Source organism: Rhodovarius crocodyli, from assembly GCF_004005855.1.
Taxonomy (GTDB): domain Bacteria; phylum Pseudomonadota; class Alphaproteobacteria; order Acetobacterales; family Acetobacteraceae; genus Rhodovarius; species Rhodovarius crocodyli.
This window is the reverse complement of the sequence record NZ_SACL01000014.1, coordinates 43,411-59,002: the sequence shown is the minus strand read 5'-3', so window position 1 is coordinate 59,002 and position 15,592 is coordinate 43,411. Positions and strand designations below refer to the sequence as shown.

Here is a 15,592-nt window from a genome sequence, read left to right as displayed (position 1 = left end):
ACCGTAGCGGCCCTGGACCCCGAGCAGTTTGGCGCCATCGCTTGGGAACGCCTTTCATATTGAATTTTATACGGGTGCCCGGCTTCCCCGGCACCGGAGCCAATCATCGGTTTCCAAAGGCCTTTCGGCCTTTGGCGGGTTCCAAGGGCAGCGCCCTTGGCCTCGCGGAGCGTCCTCACGCCGGCACCATCGCATCCTGCGCCACCACGCAGGCCGCCCGATGCCCCGCACCCAGCATCACATCCGACGGCACCCCCGCCGAGCATGCCGCCCGCGCCAGCCCGCAGCGCGGCGCGAAGGCGCAGCCGGGCGGCAGGTTGCCGGGTTCCGGCACGCTGCCGGGGATGGCGTTCAGCTTCTGGCGCGGCCCGTCGATGGGCGGCAGCGCGGCCATCAGCCCGCGCGTGTAGGGGTGCGCGGGGGCGGCGAACAGGCTCTGCACCGGCGCCTCCTCCACGATGCGGCCGGCATACATGACGGCCACGCGCTCGCAGGTTTCGGAGATGACGCCGAGGTCGTGGGAGATCAGCACCAGCGCCATGCCCATCTCGCGGCGCAGCTCATTCAGCAGGTCCAGGATCTGGGCCTGGATGGTCACGTCCAGCGCGGTGGTGGGCTCGTCGGCGATCAGCAGCTCGGGGCGGCCGGCGAGGGCCATGGCGATCATCACGCGCTGGTTCTGCCCGCCCGACAGCTCATGCGGATAGGCATCCAGGCGGCGCTGCGCGTCGGGAATGCCGACGAGCTCGAACAGGCGCTTCGCCTCGGCACGGGCCGCATTGCCCGTCAGGCCGCGATGCAGGGTCAGCGCCTCGCTCACCTGGCGGCCGATGCGATGGACCGGGTTCAGGGAGGATGAGGGATCCTGGAAGATCATGGCGACACGGCCGCCGCGCAGGCGGTCCAGCTTGCGCTGCTCGGCGTGGAGGATCTCCTCGCCGTTCAGCGTCACGCTGCCGGACACGCGCGCCTTGCCGGGCAGCAGGCCGAGCGCGGCAAGCCAGGTCACGGATTTCCCGCAGCCCGATTCACCCACCATGCCCAGCGCCTCGCCCGGCTTCACGGCGATATCGATGCCGCGCAGCGCGGGTGCTGCCCCGAAACTGACGGACAGTCCGCTGATCTCGACCAGGTTCATGACGCGCGGAACGCCAGGTTGCCCGCGCGGAAATCCAGCGGCCAGCCGCGCGGCGCGCGCCAGCGGATGTCGCGGCGCTTGGCGGTGAAGGTCGCCGCCTGGTGCAGCACGATATAGCCCGGGTCCTCACGCTCGATGATGTCCAGCATGCGGGCATGGGCGGCGCGGCGGTCGGCCGCCTCGGTGCTGGTCTCCAGCACGGAGACGAGGCGGTTGAACTCCTCGTTCTTCCACTCGCCGGAACGCTGCAACTCACCGTTCGGACCCATGGCGCGCACCAGCGTGGCCACGGGGTCGGGGAAGACGGCGGTGCAGGACCAGTCGCGGATGCCCCGCTGGGTGCCGCGGTCATTCACCTGGGACCAGTTCTCGCGCATCTCGATCTGCACGTTGATGCCGGCGGCGCGCCACATCTCCTGCAGGATCTGCGCGGTGGGCACCTGGCCGGTGTAGTAGTTGTTCAGCAGCCGATACGGGATGGGCTCCCCGCGATAGCCGGATTCACGCACCAGGCGCTTCGCCTCGTTCAGGTCGAAGCGCGGGGTCTGGTGCTCGCCCACATGCATCTGGCCGAAGGATTCCAGCTGCAGCCCCTTCGGCACCTCGGTGCGGCCGGCCCACAGCGCCTGCACGATGGTGTCACGATCCACCGCATGGGCCATCGCGCGCCGCAGCAGCGGGTTGCGCAGCAGCGGGTGGCCGGTGTCGAAGCAGATGATGCGCATGTTGTTGATGGCGCTGCCCAGCACCTCGAAGCGCGGGTGGCGCTCCACGCTGCCGATCTGGTCGGGCGGGATGTCGCAGGCGAAGTCGTATTCGCCCGAGGCGAGGCCGTTGATGCGCGAGGAGACCTCGGGCACTTCCAGTACGCGGATACGGCGCGCGGGCGGGCGGCCGCCCCAATACTCGTCATGCGCTTCCAGCATCAGCGACACGTCGGGCCGGTAGTCGCCCACGGCGTAGGGGCCGCTGCCCACCGGCCTGCGCGCCCAGCCCAGCCAGCTCTCGGCCGCGCGGAACGCCTCGCGTGAGAAGATGGCGCCGACATTCTGCGTCATGCGCCCTTCCAGCGTCAGGTCGGGCGTGCGGTTGACGAAGCGGATGGTGTTCTCCGAGACGATCTCCACCTTCTCGAAGCCGGGGAAGCTGCGGCGGGCGGCGGCCACCACATCGCCAGGCGGCTCCTTGCCCGTCGCGCCCGCCAGCACGCCGCGCGTGGTGGAGGCCTCGCCCGAGCCGTAGAGGCGCTCGGCACCCAGGCTGAAGGCGATGTCCTCGGCCGTCATCACGCGGCCGTCATGCATCTTCACATCGGGACGCAGGGTGAATTCGAGCGTCCGCGCATCCACGCGCCGCCACGCCGTCGCCAGCTCCGGTTTCGCGGAGAGGTCGCCCGTCCAGTCGGTGCCGATCAGCGTCTCGCTGAACAGGCCCGACAGGCGGAAGCCCACATTGGACTGTTCGCGCGGCGGCTCCAGCGTGTTGGAGTTGCTGATCTTCTGCACCGCCACCGTCAGCACCGGCCGGCTATCGGCCTGGGCAAAAGCGGGGGTGGCGAGTGCCAGGGGGCTGGCGAGAAGGTGGCGGCGCTGCATGGATCAGGCGCCCCAGTTGCCCGGGCGGAAGTCCATGGCGAAGGCGGGCGACGCCTTCCAGCGGATGTCGCGGCGCTTCGCGGTGAAGGTCGCGTTCTGGTGCAGCACCGTATAGGCGGGGTCCTCGCGCTCCGCGATTTCCAGCATTCGGCGGAAGGCGCGCCGGCGCTCGGCGTGGTCGGTGCTGGTGCTCAGCACGCCCGACAGCGTGTTGAACTCGGCATTCGTCCACTCGCCCACCTGCTGCTGCTGGCCGGACGGGCCATGCTGGTTCACCAGCGAGGAGACGGGGTCGTTGAAGGGCGCGCTGTTGGACCAGTCGCGCACGCCGCGCACGGTCGAGTTGTCGAAGATCTGCGACCAGTTCTCCTTCATCTCGATCTGCACGTTGAGGCCGGCGGCACGCCACATCTCGACCAGCACCTGCGCGGTGGGGGTCTGGTTGGTGTAGTAGTTGTTCAGCAGGCGGTACGGGATCGGCTCACCGCGGTAATTCGCCTCGCGCAGCAGGCGGCGGGCTTCGGCCAGGTCGAAGGCGGGCACCGACCAGTCGCTGATGAACATGGTCTCGTAGTATTCCCACTGCAGGCCCTTCGGCACCACGGTGCGGCCGGCCCACAGCGCCTCCACGATCGCGTTGCGGTCGATGGAGTGCGTCATGGCGCGGCGGATGCGCGCGTCCTGCAGGATGGGGCTGTTCTTGTAGAAGCAGGTGATGCGGTGGTTCAGGATGGTGCCGCCCTGCACCTCGAAGGCGCGGTTGCGCTCTATGGCCGCGATCTGGTCGGGCGGCATGTCGCAGGCGAACTGGTACTGGCCGGAGAGCAGGCCGTTGATGCGGGACGACACCTCCGGCACCTCGACGAAGCGGATCTGCTTCAGCGGCGGGCGGCCGCCCCAGTATTCATCATGGGCCACCAGCGTCAGGGACACGTCGGGGCGGTATTCGGCCACCTTGTAGGCGCCGGTGGTGACGGGCGCGCGCGCCCAGTCCAGCCAGGTGGCGGCCTGCTCATAGCCGCGGCGGCTGATGATCTCGCTGCCCAGGCGGCTGATGTTGCCTTCCAGCGTCACGTCCGGGGTGCGGTTGTGGAAGCGCACCTTGTACTTGCTCACGGCCTCCACCCGCTCCAGCCCCGGCCAGATGCGCCGCGCGATGGCGGGGATGTCGGAGGGCATTTCCTTGTTGGAGCGCGTGCCCGGCATGGTGTCGCCGAACATGCGGTCCGGACCGAAGGTGAAGACCACATCCTCGGCGGTCATCTCGTCGCCGTTGTGGAACTTCACGCCCTCGCGCAGGTCGAGCTCGAGCACGCGGTCGCTGATGCGGCGCCAGGCGGTGGCTAGGCCCGGCACGGCCTGCAGCTGGCCGCGCCAGTCGCGGTCGATCAGCCCTTCCCACATGGAGGTCTTGAACACCCGCTCACCCACATTGGACTGCTCGCGCAGCACTTCGAGGGTGTTGGTGTTGGACACCTTCTGCACCGCGATGGTGATGGAAGGGCGGTTGTCGGCCTGGGCCAGCGCCGGGGCGGCGAGGACGAGCGACGGCGTGGCCAGCATGGTGCGGCGGGAGAGCATGGGGCGGCTCCTGTCTCAGTTGGCGGCGAGGGGAGAGATGGCATCGGCCGGCCGGGGCGCTTCGCGCTCCTGCAGGCCCTGGGGCGTGGCGCGGAAATGCGTCAGCGTCTTTTCGGCGTGGCGCATCCGGTGGGTCAGCGCCTTCTGCGCATAGTCGCGCACGAGGGCCGCGTATTCGGGCTTCTCGGCCAGGTTCTCGAACTGGTGCGGGTCGGTGGCGAGGTCGAAGAACAGCGGCGGCAGGGCCGCGAAATGCACGTATTTGTAGTGCTCGTCCTGCACCACGCACAGCGAGCACTCGTCCATCGAGAGCTTCAGCTTGCTCTCGGGGCGCGAGTAGAACACGTCGCGGAAGTCGTATTCGTAATACAGGTGCGGGCGGGCGTCGGGGCCGCCGCCGGGCTGCGTGAGGTAGGGCATCAGCGACGCGCCGTCGGCCGCGCGCGGCGCCTCGCCGCCCAGCGCCGCCAGAATGGTCGGCATGATGTCCACGCTTTCCGTGAACCCGTCCTCCATCTGGCCCGCGCGGGTGTTGGCGCCGGCGTCCTTGATGATGAGGGGGATGCGGAAGCTCTCGTCGAAGAAGCCCACCTTGCCCAGCAGCCAATGGTCACCCAGCTGCTCGCCATGGTCGGAGGTGAAGACGATCATCGTGTCGTCCCACGCCTTGTTCTCATCGAGCCAGCCGAACACCTCGCCCAGGCACTGGTCGATCTCGGTCATCAGCCCGGCATAGGTCGCGCGCATCTGGCGGATCGAGGCTTCGTCCAGGTTGGCGGCGGCACCGCCCGCACCCCGGAAGAAGGAGCCCTGGCCGATCTCCTCCAGGTAATGCTGCAGCAGCGGGTGGGCGGCTGCCTCCTGCTGCCAGGTCTCGCGCCGGATGGGGGCGGGCATCTGCTCGGCGCTGTACAGCGTGTTGTAGGGCGCGGGCGCGATGAAGGGCGGGTGCGGGCGGTAGTAGCCGAGGTGCAGGAACCAGGGCTTGTCGCCCTTGCCCTTCAGATAGGTCAGCGCGCGCTCGGTGAAGAAGGCGCTGTCGGACAGGCTGGCCGGGATGCGGCAGGGGCGGTCGGTGGCACCGGGCACCGCGTCCTCGCCTTCCGGCAGCCAGATGTCCTCGCGCCGGGGCGGCAGCGGATAGCCCTTCTGGGCCAGCCAGCCGAAATAGCCGTCCATGCTGGGCTCGAAGCTGCCGACCGGGCGGAAGCCGTCCATGATGTCGCCCAGCGTGGTGAAGCGCGGGTCGCGCTCACCGGTCGTGCGCGGGTCCGGCGTGGTGGTGGTATAGCCGATCAGCGCCGGGTCATAGCCGATGTTGCGCAGCGCCTTGCCCAGGTTGAAGTGGCGCGCATCCAGCGGCACGGTGTTCTGCACCGCCCGGTGGTTCATCTCGTATAGCCCGGTCAGCAGGCTGGCGCGGGCAGGGCCGCAGGGCACGGCGTTGGTGACGTGGTTGCTGAAGGTCAGCCCCTCGCGGCACAGGCGCTCGATATTGGGCAGCTTCAGGAAGTGCGCGCCCATGGCCGGCAGGAAATCCCACCGCCACTGGTCGACGACGATCAACAGAACATTCTTGCGGGCGGGCATCGAATCATTCCCAGGGCATCAGGTGCCGCGGGGCATACGCCCGCCATCGGACAGCGGCGTGACGGAACGGCTGCACTTCCGTGACAGATCGCACTGCCCTGGAATGACACCGGTTTCGCCCTGATGCTGCCCAGATGCGGGGAAAGGTTGCGAAGGGTTAAGGAAGCCCCGATGCAGCCGAACGCCCTCAGGGGCGTTGCGGCTGCGGGGGAACCCGATACCGCTCACCAAGGCCTGCCTTGACGGTTACGACCGCGGGGCAGACATTCCGAGGCAATACAACACAGTGGGGATGCCATGAACCGCCATCGCCTGACAGCTTTCGCCTTGCCGCTTCTGCTCGTCGCCGGATGCGCCACACCCCCGCCACCCGTCACGCGCGCCGACATGCCCGCCGGACAGCGTTTCGCCGGACGGCTGGAAACGGCCGAGGTCAATGCCTCGGAAGCTGTGCGCCGCGTGGCTGATTTCGAGCAGGTGGTGGCGCGCGAGGAAGCGGCCGTTACCTACGCGCTGGGCACCCGCCGCCCGGCCGCGACCAGCACGACCAGCGCCGCCGAGGCCGCCGCCCTGGTGCTGGCGCCCGCCTTCACCGCCATCGGCGACTACGGCCATGTGCTGGACCACGCCGCCACCGGCCAGCCGCTGAGCACGCGCCCGGGCCAGCCCGGCGCCGATCTGGCGAAGGCCGCGGAGCAGGGTCTGGCGGCCGTGCAGGCCGCGGCCGGCGTGACCGTCGCGCCCGAGATCCGCACCGCGGGCCTGGCCGGCATCGCGGCGTTGAGCGACATCGCGGAGACCCTGGCGATGCGTGGCTCCGAGCCGGGCCTGCAGGCGCTGACCCAGGAAGCCGCACCCCATCTGAACGCCGTGGTCGAGCTGCTGCGCCAGGTGCTGGGTGCCGGCCAGGGCCAGGCGGTGCGCGGTGCCGTCCGCGCCAACCGCAGCCAGCTGAACGCCGCCCATGACCGCCTGCTGGTCGCTGCCCGCACCAGCAACCGCGACCCCGTGGTGCGCTATGGCCTGTACCGCAGCATCGCGGCCCTGCGTGACAACGACCCCGTGCAGGGCAGCATCGGTGCCGTGGTGACGGTGCTGGAGACCATGCGCGACGCCCACACCGCCCTGGCGGCCGACCCGAACAGCGCCGATGCCGCCAACAAGGTCGCGGCCTTCGATCACGCCGTGCAGACGCTGGGCGAGATCGCGGGCGTGCAGCAGCAGGCGCAGGAATAGGCGCCTGAAGGCCGTGCGGGCCTAGACCCGCACGTAGTCCAGACCGCGCGCCAGCCAGCAACCCAGGCTGGCGCCGGTGACCCGCCCCGCGGCATCGCGGCGGAACACGATGCTCCAATCCCCCGGCGGCGTGTGGTCGAGCGCGCGCGGGCAGGGCAGGGCCCAGGCATCGGGGCCGATCGGGTCCAGCAGCTCCATCCGCCCCTGGCCCAGAAAGCCCGAGAAGCCGCCATAGGGCACGCCGGCGAATTCCTCGATGGTCAGCTCCGCCTCCAGCTCCGAGCAGCGGTAGCGCCCGGCCAGCCCGCCGCCGGCCGAAGGCTCGAAGGGCCGCAGCAGGCTCGACTGGTTCTCCTGCGGCCGATCCAGCCACAGGCCCTGCGGCGTCGGGCGCAGGCGGGTGCGGCCGCCCGGCGCATTGTCCGCCGTTCCGTCCTCCCGCAGTTCCAGCCGCTCCGCCCCATGGCCGTAGCGCAGGCGCAGATGGCCGGTGGGCAGCGTGTCGATGCGCACCGAAAGCCCGGTCTCGGGCTCCTGATAGGCACCTAGCCAGGGCGGCGGCGGCAGGGGCGCGCGGGGTGCCGTGCGCTCATCCCCCAGCGCTGCCGCCAGCAGGTCGCCCGCCGCGATATGCGCATCCGACAGGTGATTGAACATCACCACCACCGAGACCCGCTCGGACGGCATGTACAGCCGGTGGCTGCGCCAGCCGCGCAGGGCGCCGCCATGGGCGGTATAGGGCCGCCCCCGGTCCTCTGCCCGGGCCAGGCCGAAGCCGTAGGGGGCGGGCGCGCCGTTGGAGAAGCCGACCGGTGCCGACAGGCGGTTGTAGAGCCCGTCCGGGTCGTCGCGGGTCGCGTCGATGAAGCGTTCCCAGGCGATCATGTCGTCCAGGCTGGCGCCGAGCCCCGCATCGCCCGTCCAGACGATGTTGTTGCGCGCGGCGCGGAAGCCCGCGGCCTGGTTGCCCTCATAGCCCTCCGTGCCGTCCGGCATGGCGCGGGTATCGGCGGCCAGCACCGCGCTTTCCATGCCCGCGCGGTCGAAGATGTGCCGGCGCAGCAGCTCCGCGAAGCCGCGCCCCGTGCGCTCCTGCACGATGTCGGACAGCAGGCGGAAGTTCTGGTTCACGTAGGAATAACGGGTGCCGGGCGCGAAATGCAGGCTGCGGGTGCCCGCGATCACCCGCGCGGCCTCATGGTCGCCGAAGGGCGCCTCGACCGGGGAGCCGTGCAGCATGGCCACCGCCCAGTAGTCCCGCAGGCCCGACTGGTTATGGGCCAGGTGCAGGGCGCCGGGCGCCGGCTGTTCCAGCAGCGGCAGGCGGGCGGCCACGTCGCGGTCGAGCACGGTGGGGTCCGCGAATTCCGACAGCATCACCCCGCAGGTGAACTGCTTGGTGATGGAGCACATGCGGAACAGCGTGCGCGGGGTGAAGGGGATGCGCAGCTCCGCATTGGCGAAGCCCCAGGCGTGGCGCGCGATGACTTCCCCGCGCCGCAGCACGGCCACGGCGCCGCCGGGCCCCGGATAGGCGCGCGGCAGGGTGGCGAGGAGGGAATCGAGGCGGTCGGTCATGGGCCCAGCATCGCCCCGCCCCCCGCGCGGGTGAAGGGGCTACTCGATCCCGATCATGACATCGGAGGCCTTCACCACGGCGCTGGCCTTCATGCCGGGCTTCAGCCCCAGCTCCTGCGCCGCCTCGTTCGTGATGGCCGAGGTGACGATGACACCATTGCCCAGGTCGAGCCTGACATGGGCCGTGGTGGCGCCGAGCTTCACGTCGACGACCGTGCCGGGCAGCACGTTGCGGGCGGAGAGTTTCATTGCGGGGTTCCTGTATCGTCCATGGACTGCACCGCGACGCCGATATCGGCGGGCGGTGCCGCATAGGGCGCCGAGGTGACGAGCAGCCGGGCGCCTGCCGCAGCATATTCGCCCGCATTGGCCTCCGTCACCCCGCCCGCCACCGCGACCAGCGGCGGGAAGGGCAGGGCGGAGACGGCGTCCACCACCTCCCGCACCGCGGCGGGGGGCAGCTTGTCGAGCTGGAGCGAATCCACCCCCGCCCAGGCCAGGGCCAGCGCGTCCTCGATGCTCTCGGCCTCGGCCGCGATCTTGCGCTCGGGCTGGGCCAGGCGCAGGGCGCCCACCCAGTCCTCGGCAGGCTGGCCGGCCAGGAAGGCGCGGTGCTGCGGAAACACCAGCACGCTGTCCGACAGGCCGAGGCGATGCGGAACGCAGCCCCCGGCCATGATGGCCTTCAGCATCACGTCCTTGGCGCCCGGCAGGTGCTTGCGCGTGCAGGCCACCGCGATGCCGGGGCGCGCGGCGCGGGCGGCGTCCAGCAGGCGGCGTGCGCGGGTGGCGATGCCGCTCGTGATCTCCATCAGCGTCTGCGCCACCTTCAGGCCGCGATGCAGGGCGGCGGCCTGGCCCTCGGCCACCAGCAGGTCCGCGCCTGCCTCCAGCCTGTCGCCGCTGTCGGCCAGGCGGCGGGCCGTGCAGCCCGCCAGGATCATCAGCCGCTCGGCGTCCTCCGTGCAGCAGGCCGTGACGGTGCCGCGCACCCGGAACACGGCGCGGCCGGGCATGCTGCCGATGCCCAGGCCCAGGGTGGTGGCGTCGCCATAGGGCACGTCGTCGCGCAGCATGGCCAGCAGCCGGTCATCGGGAATCGGGAAGGGCATCAGGCGGCCTGGCGGATCTTGTGCGAGACATTCTTGGCCACCGTGTAGCAGGCGAGCCCCTCGGTGCCGCCCTCACGGCCATAGCCGCTGTCCTTCACGCCGCCGAAGGGGGTTTCCGCGAAGGAGGCCGTGAGGTGGTTGATCGAGAGGTTGCCGCATTCCAGTTCCTCCGACAGGCGCTCCACATTCGGGGCGGAGTCGGTGAAGGCATAGGCGGCCAGGCCGAAGGGCAGGGAATTGGCGCGGGCGATGCCTTCCCCGATGCCGCGCGTGCGGCTGATGAGCGCGAGCGGCCCGAAGGGCTCCTCGGTCATGGCCAGCGCGTCGTCGGGCACGTCCGCCAGCACGGTCAGCGGGAACTGGCAGCCCTGGTTCCCCACGCGCTCGCCGCCTGCCAGCAGCCGGGCGCCGCGCGCGACGGCATCAGCCACCAGCCGCTGCATCGCTTCCAGCCGGCGATGGTTGGCGACCGGGCCCATCTGGGTCTCAGGGTCCATCCCGCTGCCCAGGCGGATGCCGCGCGCCTTCTCGCCGAAGGCCTCGGCGAAGCGGTCATGCACCGCGTCATCGACGAAGAAGCGCGTGGGTGAGACGCAGACCTGCCCCGAATTGCGCGACTTCACCTGCGCTGAGAGATGCGCCGCCGCCACCGGGTCCGCATCCCCGCACACGATGACCGGCCCATGGCCGCCGAGTTCCATGATGCAGGGCTTCATATGCGCCCCGGCCAGGGACGCCAGCCGCTTGCCCACGGGCACGGAGCCCGTGAAGGTCACGAGCCGCACGGCATCCTGCGGGATCAGGTATTCCGAGATCATGGCGGGGTTGCCGAAGACCAGGCTCAGCACCCCCTTGGGCAGCCCGGCATCGAGGAAGGCCTGCACCAGGTGGAAGGCGCCGGCGGGGGTTTCCTCGCTGGCCTTGAGGATCAGCGCGCAGCCCGCCGCCAGGGCCCCCGCGACCTTGCGGGTGGGGGAGCTGACGGGGAAGTTCCAGGGCGCGAAACCGGCCACCAGGCCGATCGGCTCCCGCAGCACGATGTTGCGCATGCCGGGCTCGGCGGGGATGACGCGGCCATAGGCGCGGCGGCCTTCCTCGGCATCCCATTCGATGATCTCGGCGGCGCGGATGACTTCCAGCTTCGCCTGGGCCAGCGGCTTGCCCTGTTCCAGCGTGACGGCGGTGGCGATGCCGGGCGCGCGTTCGCGCAGCAGGGCGGCGGCACGGCGCAGGATGTCGGCGCGGGCAGCGGGGCTGGTGGCGCGCCAGATGCGTTGGCCTTCCGTCGCCGCTGCCAGCGCGTCGTCCAGATCCTCGCGTGTGGCATGCGGCACCGTGCCCAGCACGCTGTCGTCGAAGGGGTTCAGGACGGGCTCGCCCGGGCGGTCGCGCCAGGCGCCCGCGATGTGCAGGGCGATGCGGGGATAGGCGGACATGGCGGCTCCGGTGGTTCGTTGTATATTATCGAATATAACGAACGCGGCCATGTCAAGCTGGGCCGAACAGCAGCTCCATCTGCGTCAGGAACAGGGCCTGGATGGAGACCGGGTCGGTGGGGTCCAGGATGGCGTTGTTCAGCATGCCGAACCACAGCGGCGCCACCAGCAACTGCGGGTGGCGCGCCAGGGTGGGGTCGCGCAGCTCTCCGGCGGCCTGCGCGGCCTTGGCCACCTGGCGGATCCGGGCCAGCAGCGGGCGGAACGCCGCGCGGCGATACACCTCGACCAATGAGGGAAAATGCGCGCCTTCCGTCACCACCAGCCGGGCCAGCACGGCTCGGCCCGATGTCTCGAAATCCTGCACGCCCGGCAGCACCGCCCGGTGCAGGAAGCCGCGCCAGCTTTCCCCCGGCGCGCGTTCCTCCACCTCCAGCAGGGACCAGGCGCCGGCGATCACCTCCTCGATCACGCCCTCGAACAGCGCTTCCTTGGTGGGGAAATAGCGATAGGGCGTGCCCTTGGCCACGCCGGCACGCTCGGCCACGCCCGCCATGGCGGTGCCGGCGAAGCCCTTCTCCAGGAACTCCGCCAGCGCCGCGGCCACGATGGCCCGGCGCGTTCGGCTGGTCTTGTCCGGGCTGGGGCCGCGGGTGCGGGGCGTAGCGGGCAGGGCGGCCTCTCGGGGCTTGATCTGAAATGACCAATGGGTCATTTTAAGCCCGAAGATCAAGTGGGAAACGTCCGGTCACCGCCGGAGCAAAGGATTACCCGCTTGTCCGCTGTCACGCCCGTTGCCGCCGGTTGGCGCCCCTTTCTGTGGGTGGCGGCGGCCCTTGTCTCGGGGGTGATGGGCACGGCGCTGGCCAGCCCGCTTTTCCCGCTCTACCAGCGCCTCTGGGGGCTGGCGCCCAGCACCATCACACTGGTCTTCGTGGCCTATATGATGGGCGTTCTGGCGGCCTTCCTGTTCCTGGGGCGGCTGCCGGTGCATCTGGGGCCGGTGCGGCAGCTGCGCCTGGCGCTGCTGCTGATGCTGACGGGGCTGCTGCTGTCCATGCTGGCCGGGCATGTGGGGGTGCTGATCCTGGGGCGGGTATGCATCGGCGTGGCCTCGGGGCTGGTGACCACCGCCGCGACGCTGGGGCTGATGGAGCTGGAACCCCCGCGCTCGCGCCGGTTCGCCCCGCTGGTGGCCACGGCCGGCAGCGTGTTCGGCTTCGGGTGCGGGCCGCTGCTGGGCGGCATGATCGCGCAATGGGGCCGGACCCCGTTGGTCACGCCCTATCTGGCCATGCTGGCGGCGCTGGCGGTGGTGCTGGCGGGGCTGCACAGCTTCCGCGCGCGCGGCGGGACGAAGCCCGGCTTTCCGTCCCTGCGGCCACGCTTCGTGCTGCCGCAGCGCGCGGCCCGGCCCGCCTTTCTGGTGGGCGGCTTCGCCACCTTCGCGGCGTTCTCCCTGTTCAGCCTCTACGCCGCGCTGGCACCGAGCTTCGTGAATGAGCTGCTGCCCTGGCGCGGCCCCGCGGTCAGCGGCACGGCGATCGCGGCGATCCTGTTCTGTTCGGCCGGGGCGCAGATGGCGCTGCGGGGGCTGGGCGCGCGCGGTTGCGCGCTGCTCGGGCTGGCGCTGCTCGCGGCCGCCGCCGCGCTGCTCGCCGGCACGGTCCTCTTCGCCTCCGTCATCCTGTTCGCGGCCAGCGTGCTGGTGGCCGGCGCCGGCCACGGCCTGTGCTTCCTCGCCGGCATGACCATTACCGAGGCCTCGGCCCCGGCCGAGGAGCGCGCGGGCGTCCTCTCCTGCTTCTTCAGCATCGGCTATACCGGCACGGTGCTGCCGGTGCTGGGCGTGGGCCTGCTGGCGGACCGGCTGGGCCTGGCCGCGGCGGTGCTGGCCTTTTGCGGGCTGCTGGGGGGCGGGGCGCTGCTGCTGCTGGCCTGCGCGCACCGGCTGGTGGGCAGGCCGCGGCCCGCTACAGCTTCTTCTCCACCGGCAGCCAGCGCGTCAGCCGCGCCATCGCGCGCCGCTTGATCGACGCCTCGGGCTCACAGCGCAGCACGGCGGGCTGGCCGTAGGGCGCGCCGTTCCAGCACAGGCGGCCAGCATCCAGGCTGACGCGCCAGCTGCGGGTGGGGTCGCGCAGCCGCTCATGCTCCTCGGCCAGCTGGGCCGCCAGGATGGGCTCGTCCACGAAGGCGCCCATCTCGGTGTTCAGGGCCGCGGAGCGCGGGTCCATGTTGAAGGAGCCGACGAAGCCCGTCCGGCCGTCGATCATCACCGCCTTGCTGTGCAGGCTTGCACCGCGTGAGCCGAACACGCTCACCCCTTCCTCGCCGGTCGGCATCAGCTCATGCAGCTCGATCCCCGCGCGCAGCAGCCTGTCCCGATACTTGGCGTAGCCGCCATGCACCGCCACCACATCGGTGGCGGCCAGGGAGTTGGTGACGACCGACACCCGCACCCCGCGCCGTGCCAGCCCCTCCAGCAGCCGCGTGCCCACGCGGCCCGGCACGAAATAGGGCGAGATGATCAGCGCCTCGCGCTCCGCCCCGCGCAGCGCGTGCAGGATGGTGGGGGCCAGGCAGGCGGCGCCGGGGGCCTCGCCCTGCGCCTTCTCGGGCGGGTCGGCCACCACGCGCACGCGCCGCGTCGCGATGAAGCGCGACGTCTCCTCATCCGACAGCACGCCGGCCATGGCGGTGTGTTCGCCCAGCCGGTCGAAGAAGGGGCGGGCCTGCGGCGCGGCGCAGGCATCGTCCAGCCAGGCCGCCATGCGCTTCAGCGCGCGCGGGCGCAGCGACAGGTTGCTGACCTTGGACAGCGGGCGTGAGAGCTTGTGCTTCCAGTACCGTTCGAACACGGACTGGGTCTGCACCGCGGCCCGCCCCACCACCGCCAGGTCCAGGTCGCGGAAATTCACGTGCTCCGAGGCGTCGAAATACTCGTCGCCGATGTTACGCCCGCCCAGGATCGCGGCCTCGCCATCCATGATCCAGGCCTTGTTGTGCATGCGGCGGTCCAGGTGCCAGCCGCCGAACAGCATCTCCAGCAGCATCCCCGGCGGGCCCAGTAGGCGCCAGCGCGTGGCGTTGAACAGGCGCACCTCGATGTTGGGGTGGGTGTCGAAGGCGGCGAGCATGCGCTCCCGGCCCATGGCGTACATGTCGTCCAGCAGCATGCGCACGCGCACGCCGCGTTCGGCCGCGCGCAGCGCCTCGCGCGCCAGCAGCCCGCCCGTCAGGTCGCCGTGCCAGGCGTAGTATTGCAGGTCCAGCGTGCGGGTGGCGGCACGCGCGAGCGCCACGCGGGCCGCGAAGGCCGTCAGCCCCTCACGCATCAACGCCACGCCGTCCCGCAGCACGGGCAGGGGCACGGCGCGTTCGGGCGGGATCTCCAGCGCCTCCATGGTCAGGGCGTCAGGCATCGGCGCATCTCAGCCCGCCTCGGCCAGGGGCAGAGGCGCGGTGGCGGCCACGGCCCCCAGGTCCAGCCGCGCCTTCAGCGGCAGATGGTCCGAGGCGATGCGCGCCAGCGGCGTGTCGTGGGCCGCCGTGCCCAGGATGATGCCGCGCGGATGGCCGAAGATGCGGTCCAGCGTCAGCAGCGGCAGGCGGCTGGGGAAGGTGGCGGGGCCCGGCCGGCCCAGCGTGAAGAACGGGTCGAGCCCGCGCAGCGAGGATCGCGCGCCGTGCCGCCATTCGTTGAGGTCGCCCATCAGCAGGGTGGGCGTGTCGTCCTGCCCGGCCTCGGCCACGGCCTCCAGTATGGCGTCCACCTGCTTCGCGCGGTGCCGGCCCAGCAGGCCCAGATGCGCGCCCACCACGCGGATGACGCCCGCGGGCAGCTGCAGGTCGACCATCACCGCGCCGCGCGGCTCCCCGCCCGGCAGCACGATGCGGCGGATGCGCAGCGGCTTGGCGCCGCGCGCCAGCAGGGCGTTGCCGTGCCAGCCATGCCCCTTGGGCGCGACCGACAGCGAGATCATGGAAAGCCCGGTCCGGCGTTCCAGCGCCGCCATGTCCAGCAGCCCGTCCCGCCGGCCGAAACGCCGGTCGGCCTCCTGCAGGGCCAGGATGTCGGCGTCCAGCTCCTCGATCACGCGGCAGATGCGATCGGGGTCGAAGCGCTTGTCCGTGCCGATGCATTTGTGGACGTTGTAGGTGGCCACCGTCAGCATGCCCTCGGCCGAGAGCATGCCCGCGGGGCCGCCGAGGCGCCGCCGCAGGGCGGAGATGAGGCGAGGTGCGGCCGGAATGCGAAGGATCGCCGGCGGTCGGCTGTTCGGGGGAGACGTCATCCCGGTTCCGGTCCTGGTCAGTGGTCGG

The 15,592-nt window shown here is 71.1% G+C and carries 13 protein-coding genes; 2 read left to right on the top strand and 11 right to left on the bottom strand.

Annotated elements, in window-relative coordinates:
- Positions 1 to 175 precede the first annotated feature (175 nt).
- From EOD42_RS24040 to pehA, 4 genes are read right to left on the bottom strand one after another with little or no spacing between them, the layout of a single operon-like run.
- Positions 176 to 1,138 carry an ABC transporter ATP-binding protein gene (locus tag EOD42_RS24040; protein WP_127790144.1) on the bottom strand — a complete coding sequence of 321 codons (963 nt, stop codon included), beginning with the start codon at positions 1,136 to 1,138 and terminating at the stop codon, positions 176 to 178.
- Positions 1,135 to 2,733: an ABC transporter substrate-binding protein gene (locus EOD42_RS24035; RefSeq protein ID WP_127790143.1), complete on the bottom strand. Its 1,599-nt coding sequence runs from the start codon at positions 2,731 to 2,733 to the stop codon at positions 1,135 to 1,137. The genes EOD42_RS24040 and EOD42_RS24035 overlap by 4 nt, the downstream gene beginning before the upstream one ends.
- A 3-nt stretch (positions 2,734 to 2,736) precedes the next feature.
- Complete coding sequence (locus EOD42_RS24030) at positions 2,737 to 4,314, bottom strand: ABC transporter substrate-binding protein (protein ID WP_127790142.1); 1,578 nt, start codon at positions 4,312 to 4,314, stop codon at positions 2,737 to 2,739.
- A 15-nt stretch (positions 4,315 to 4,329) separates the two neighbouring features.
- Positions 4,330 to 5,904, bottom strand: a complete 1,575-nt coding sequence (pehA, locus tag EOD42_RS24025; protein ID WP_127790141.1) for a phosphoric/sulfuric ester hydrolase PehA — start codon at positions 5,902 to 5,904, stop codon at positions 4,330 to 4,332.
- Positions 5,905 to 6,201: 297 nt separating this feature from the next.
- Here pehA and EOD42_RS24020 point away from each other — a divergent pair, with 297 nt between their 5' ends.
- On the top strand, positions 6,202 to 7,140 hold the full coding sequence (locus EOD42_RS24020) for a hypothetical protein (protein WP_127790140.1): 939 nt from the start codon (positions 6,202 to 6,204) through the stop codon (positions 7,138 to 7,140).
- Between the two features lie 21 nt (positions 7,141 to 7,161).
- Here EOD42_RS24020 and EOD42_RS24015 read toward each other — a convergent pair whose 3' ends face one another.
- The 5 genes from EOD42_RS24015 to EOD42_RS23995 are packed head-to-tail and all read right to left on the bottom strand — an operon-like array spanning position 7,162 to position 11,981.
- On the bottom strand, positions 7,162 to 8,718 hold the full coding sequence (locus EOD42_RS24015) for a D-aminopeptidase (RefSeq protein ID WP_127790139.1): 1,557 nt from the start codon (positions 8,716 to 8,718) through the stop codon (positions 7,162 to 7,164).
- Positions 8,719 to 8,757: 39 nt separating this feature from the next.
- Entirely contained in the window at positions 8,758 to 8,967 is a 210-nt protein-coding gene (locus EOD42_RS24010) for a TOBE domain-containing protein (RefSeq protein WP_127790138.1), read from the bottom strand.
- Positions 8,964 to 9,830: a ModD protein gene (gene modD / locus EOD42_RS24005; protein WP_127790137.1), complete on the bottom strand. Its 867-nt coding sequence runs from the start codon at positions 9,828 to 9,830 to the stop codon at positions 8,964 to 8,966. The genes EOD42_RS24010 and modD overlap by 4 nt, the downstream gene beginning before the upstream one ends.
- Positions 9,830 to 11,266, bottom strand: a complete 1,437-nt coding sequence (locus EOD42_RS24000) for an NAD-dependent succinate-semialdehyde dehydrogenase (protein WP_127790136.1) — start codon at positions 11,264 to 11,266, stop codon at positions 9,830 to 9,832. The genes modD and EOD42_RS24000 overlap by 1 nt, the downstream gene beginning before the upstream one ends.
- Before the next feature lie 52 nt (positions 11,267 to 11,318).
- Positions 11,319 to 11,981, bottom strand: a complete 663-nt coding sequence (locus EOD42_RS23995) for a TetR/AcrR family transcriptional regulator (RefSeq protein WP_127790135.1) — start codon at positions 11,979 to 11,981, stop codon at positions 11,319 to 11,321.
- Positions 11,982 to 12,041: 60 nt separating this feature from the next.
- Between EOD42_RS23995 and EOD42_RS23990 the strand changes: the two genes are divergently transcribed.
- Entirely contained in the window at positions 12,042 to 13,298 is a 1,257-nt protein-coding gene (locus tag EOD42_RS23990) for an MFS transporter (RefSeq protein ID WP_164868101.1), read from the top strand.
- Here EOD42_RS23990 and EOD42_RS23985 read toward each other — a convergent pair.
- Positions 13,240 to 14,691 (bottom strand): phospholipase D family protein, encoded by a 1,452-nt coding sequence (locus EOD42_RS23985; RefSeq protein ID WP_127790133.1) that lies wholly within the window; start codon positions 14,689 to 14,691, stop codon positions 13,240 to 13,242. The genes EOD42_RS23990 and EOD42_RS23985 overlap by 59 nt on opposite strands.
- A gap of 9 nt (positions 14,692 to 14,700) precedes the next feature.
- On the bottom strand, positions 14,701 to 15,564 hold the full coding sequence (locus EOD42_RS23980; RefSeq protein WP_240655276.1) for an endonuclease/exonuclease/phosphatase family protein: 864 nt from the start codon (positions 15,562 to 15,564) through the stop codon (positions 14,701 to 14,703).
- Positions 15,565 to 15,592 lie beyond the last annotated feature (28 nt).

Excerpts from the sequence above, each read along its gene's own strand:
- EOD42_RS24040 (WP_127790144.1), bottom strand. The coding sequence starts at position 1,138 with ATGAACCTGGTCGAGATCAGCGGACTGTCCGTCAGTTTCGGGGCAGCA.
- EOD42_RS24035 (WP_127790143.1), bottom strand. The coding sequence starts at position 2,733 with ATGCAGCGCCGCCACCTTCTCGCCAGCCCCCTGGCACTCGCCACCCCC.
- EOD42_RS24030 (WP_127790142.1), bottom strand. The coding sequence starts at position 4,314 with ATGCTCTCCCGCCGCACCATGCTGGCCACGCCGTCGCTCGTCCTCGCC.
- pehA (WP_127790141.1), bottom strand. The coding sequence starts at position 5,904 with ATGCCCGCCCGCAAGAATGTTCTGTTGATCGTCGTCGACCAGTGGCGG.
- EOD42_RS24020 (WP_127790140.1), top strand. The coding sequence starts at position 6,202 with ATGAACCGCCATCGCCTGACAGCTTTCGCCTTGCCGCTTCTGCTCGTC.
- EOD42_RS24015 (WP_127790139.1), bottom strand. The coding sequence starts at position 8,718 with ATGACCGACCGCCTCGATTCCCTCCTCGCCACCCTGCCGCGCGCCTAT.
- EOD42_RS24010 (WP_127790138.1), bottom strand. The coding sequence starts at position 8,967 with ATGAAACTCTCCGCCCGCAACGTGCTGCCCGGCACGGTCGTCGACGTG.
- modD (WP_127790137.1), bottom strand. The coding sequence starts at position 9,830 with ATGCCCTTCCCGATTCCCGATGACCGGCTGCTGGCCATGCTGCGCGAC.
- EOD42_RS24000 (WP_127790136.1), bottom strand. The coding sequence starts at position 11,266 with ATGTCCGCCTATCCCCGCATCGCCCTGCACATCGCGGGCGCCTGGCGC.
- EOD42_RS23995 (WP_127790135.1), bottom strand. The coding sequence starts at position 11,981 with ATGACCCATTGGTCATTTCAGATCAAGCCCCGAGAGGCCGCCCTGCCC.
- EOD42_RS23985 (WP_127790133.1), bottom strand. The coding sequence starts at position 14,691 with ATGCCTGACGCCCTGACCATGGAGGCGCTGGAGATCCCGCCCGAACGC.
- EOD42_RS23980 (WP_240655276.1), bottom strand. The coding sequence starts at position 15,564 with ATGACGTCTCCCCCGAACAGCCGACCGCCGGCGATCCTTCGCATTCCG.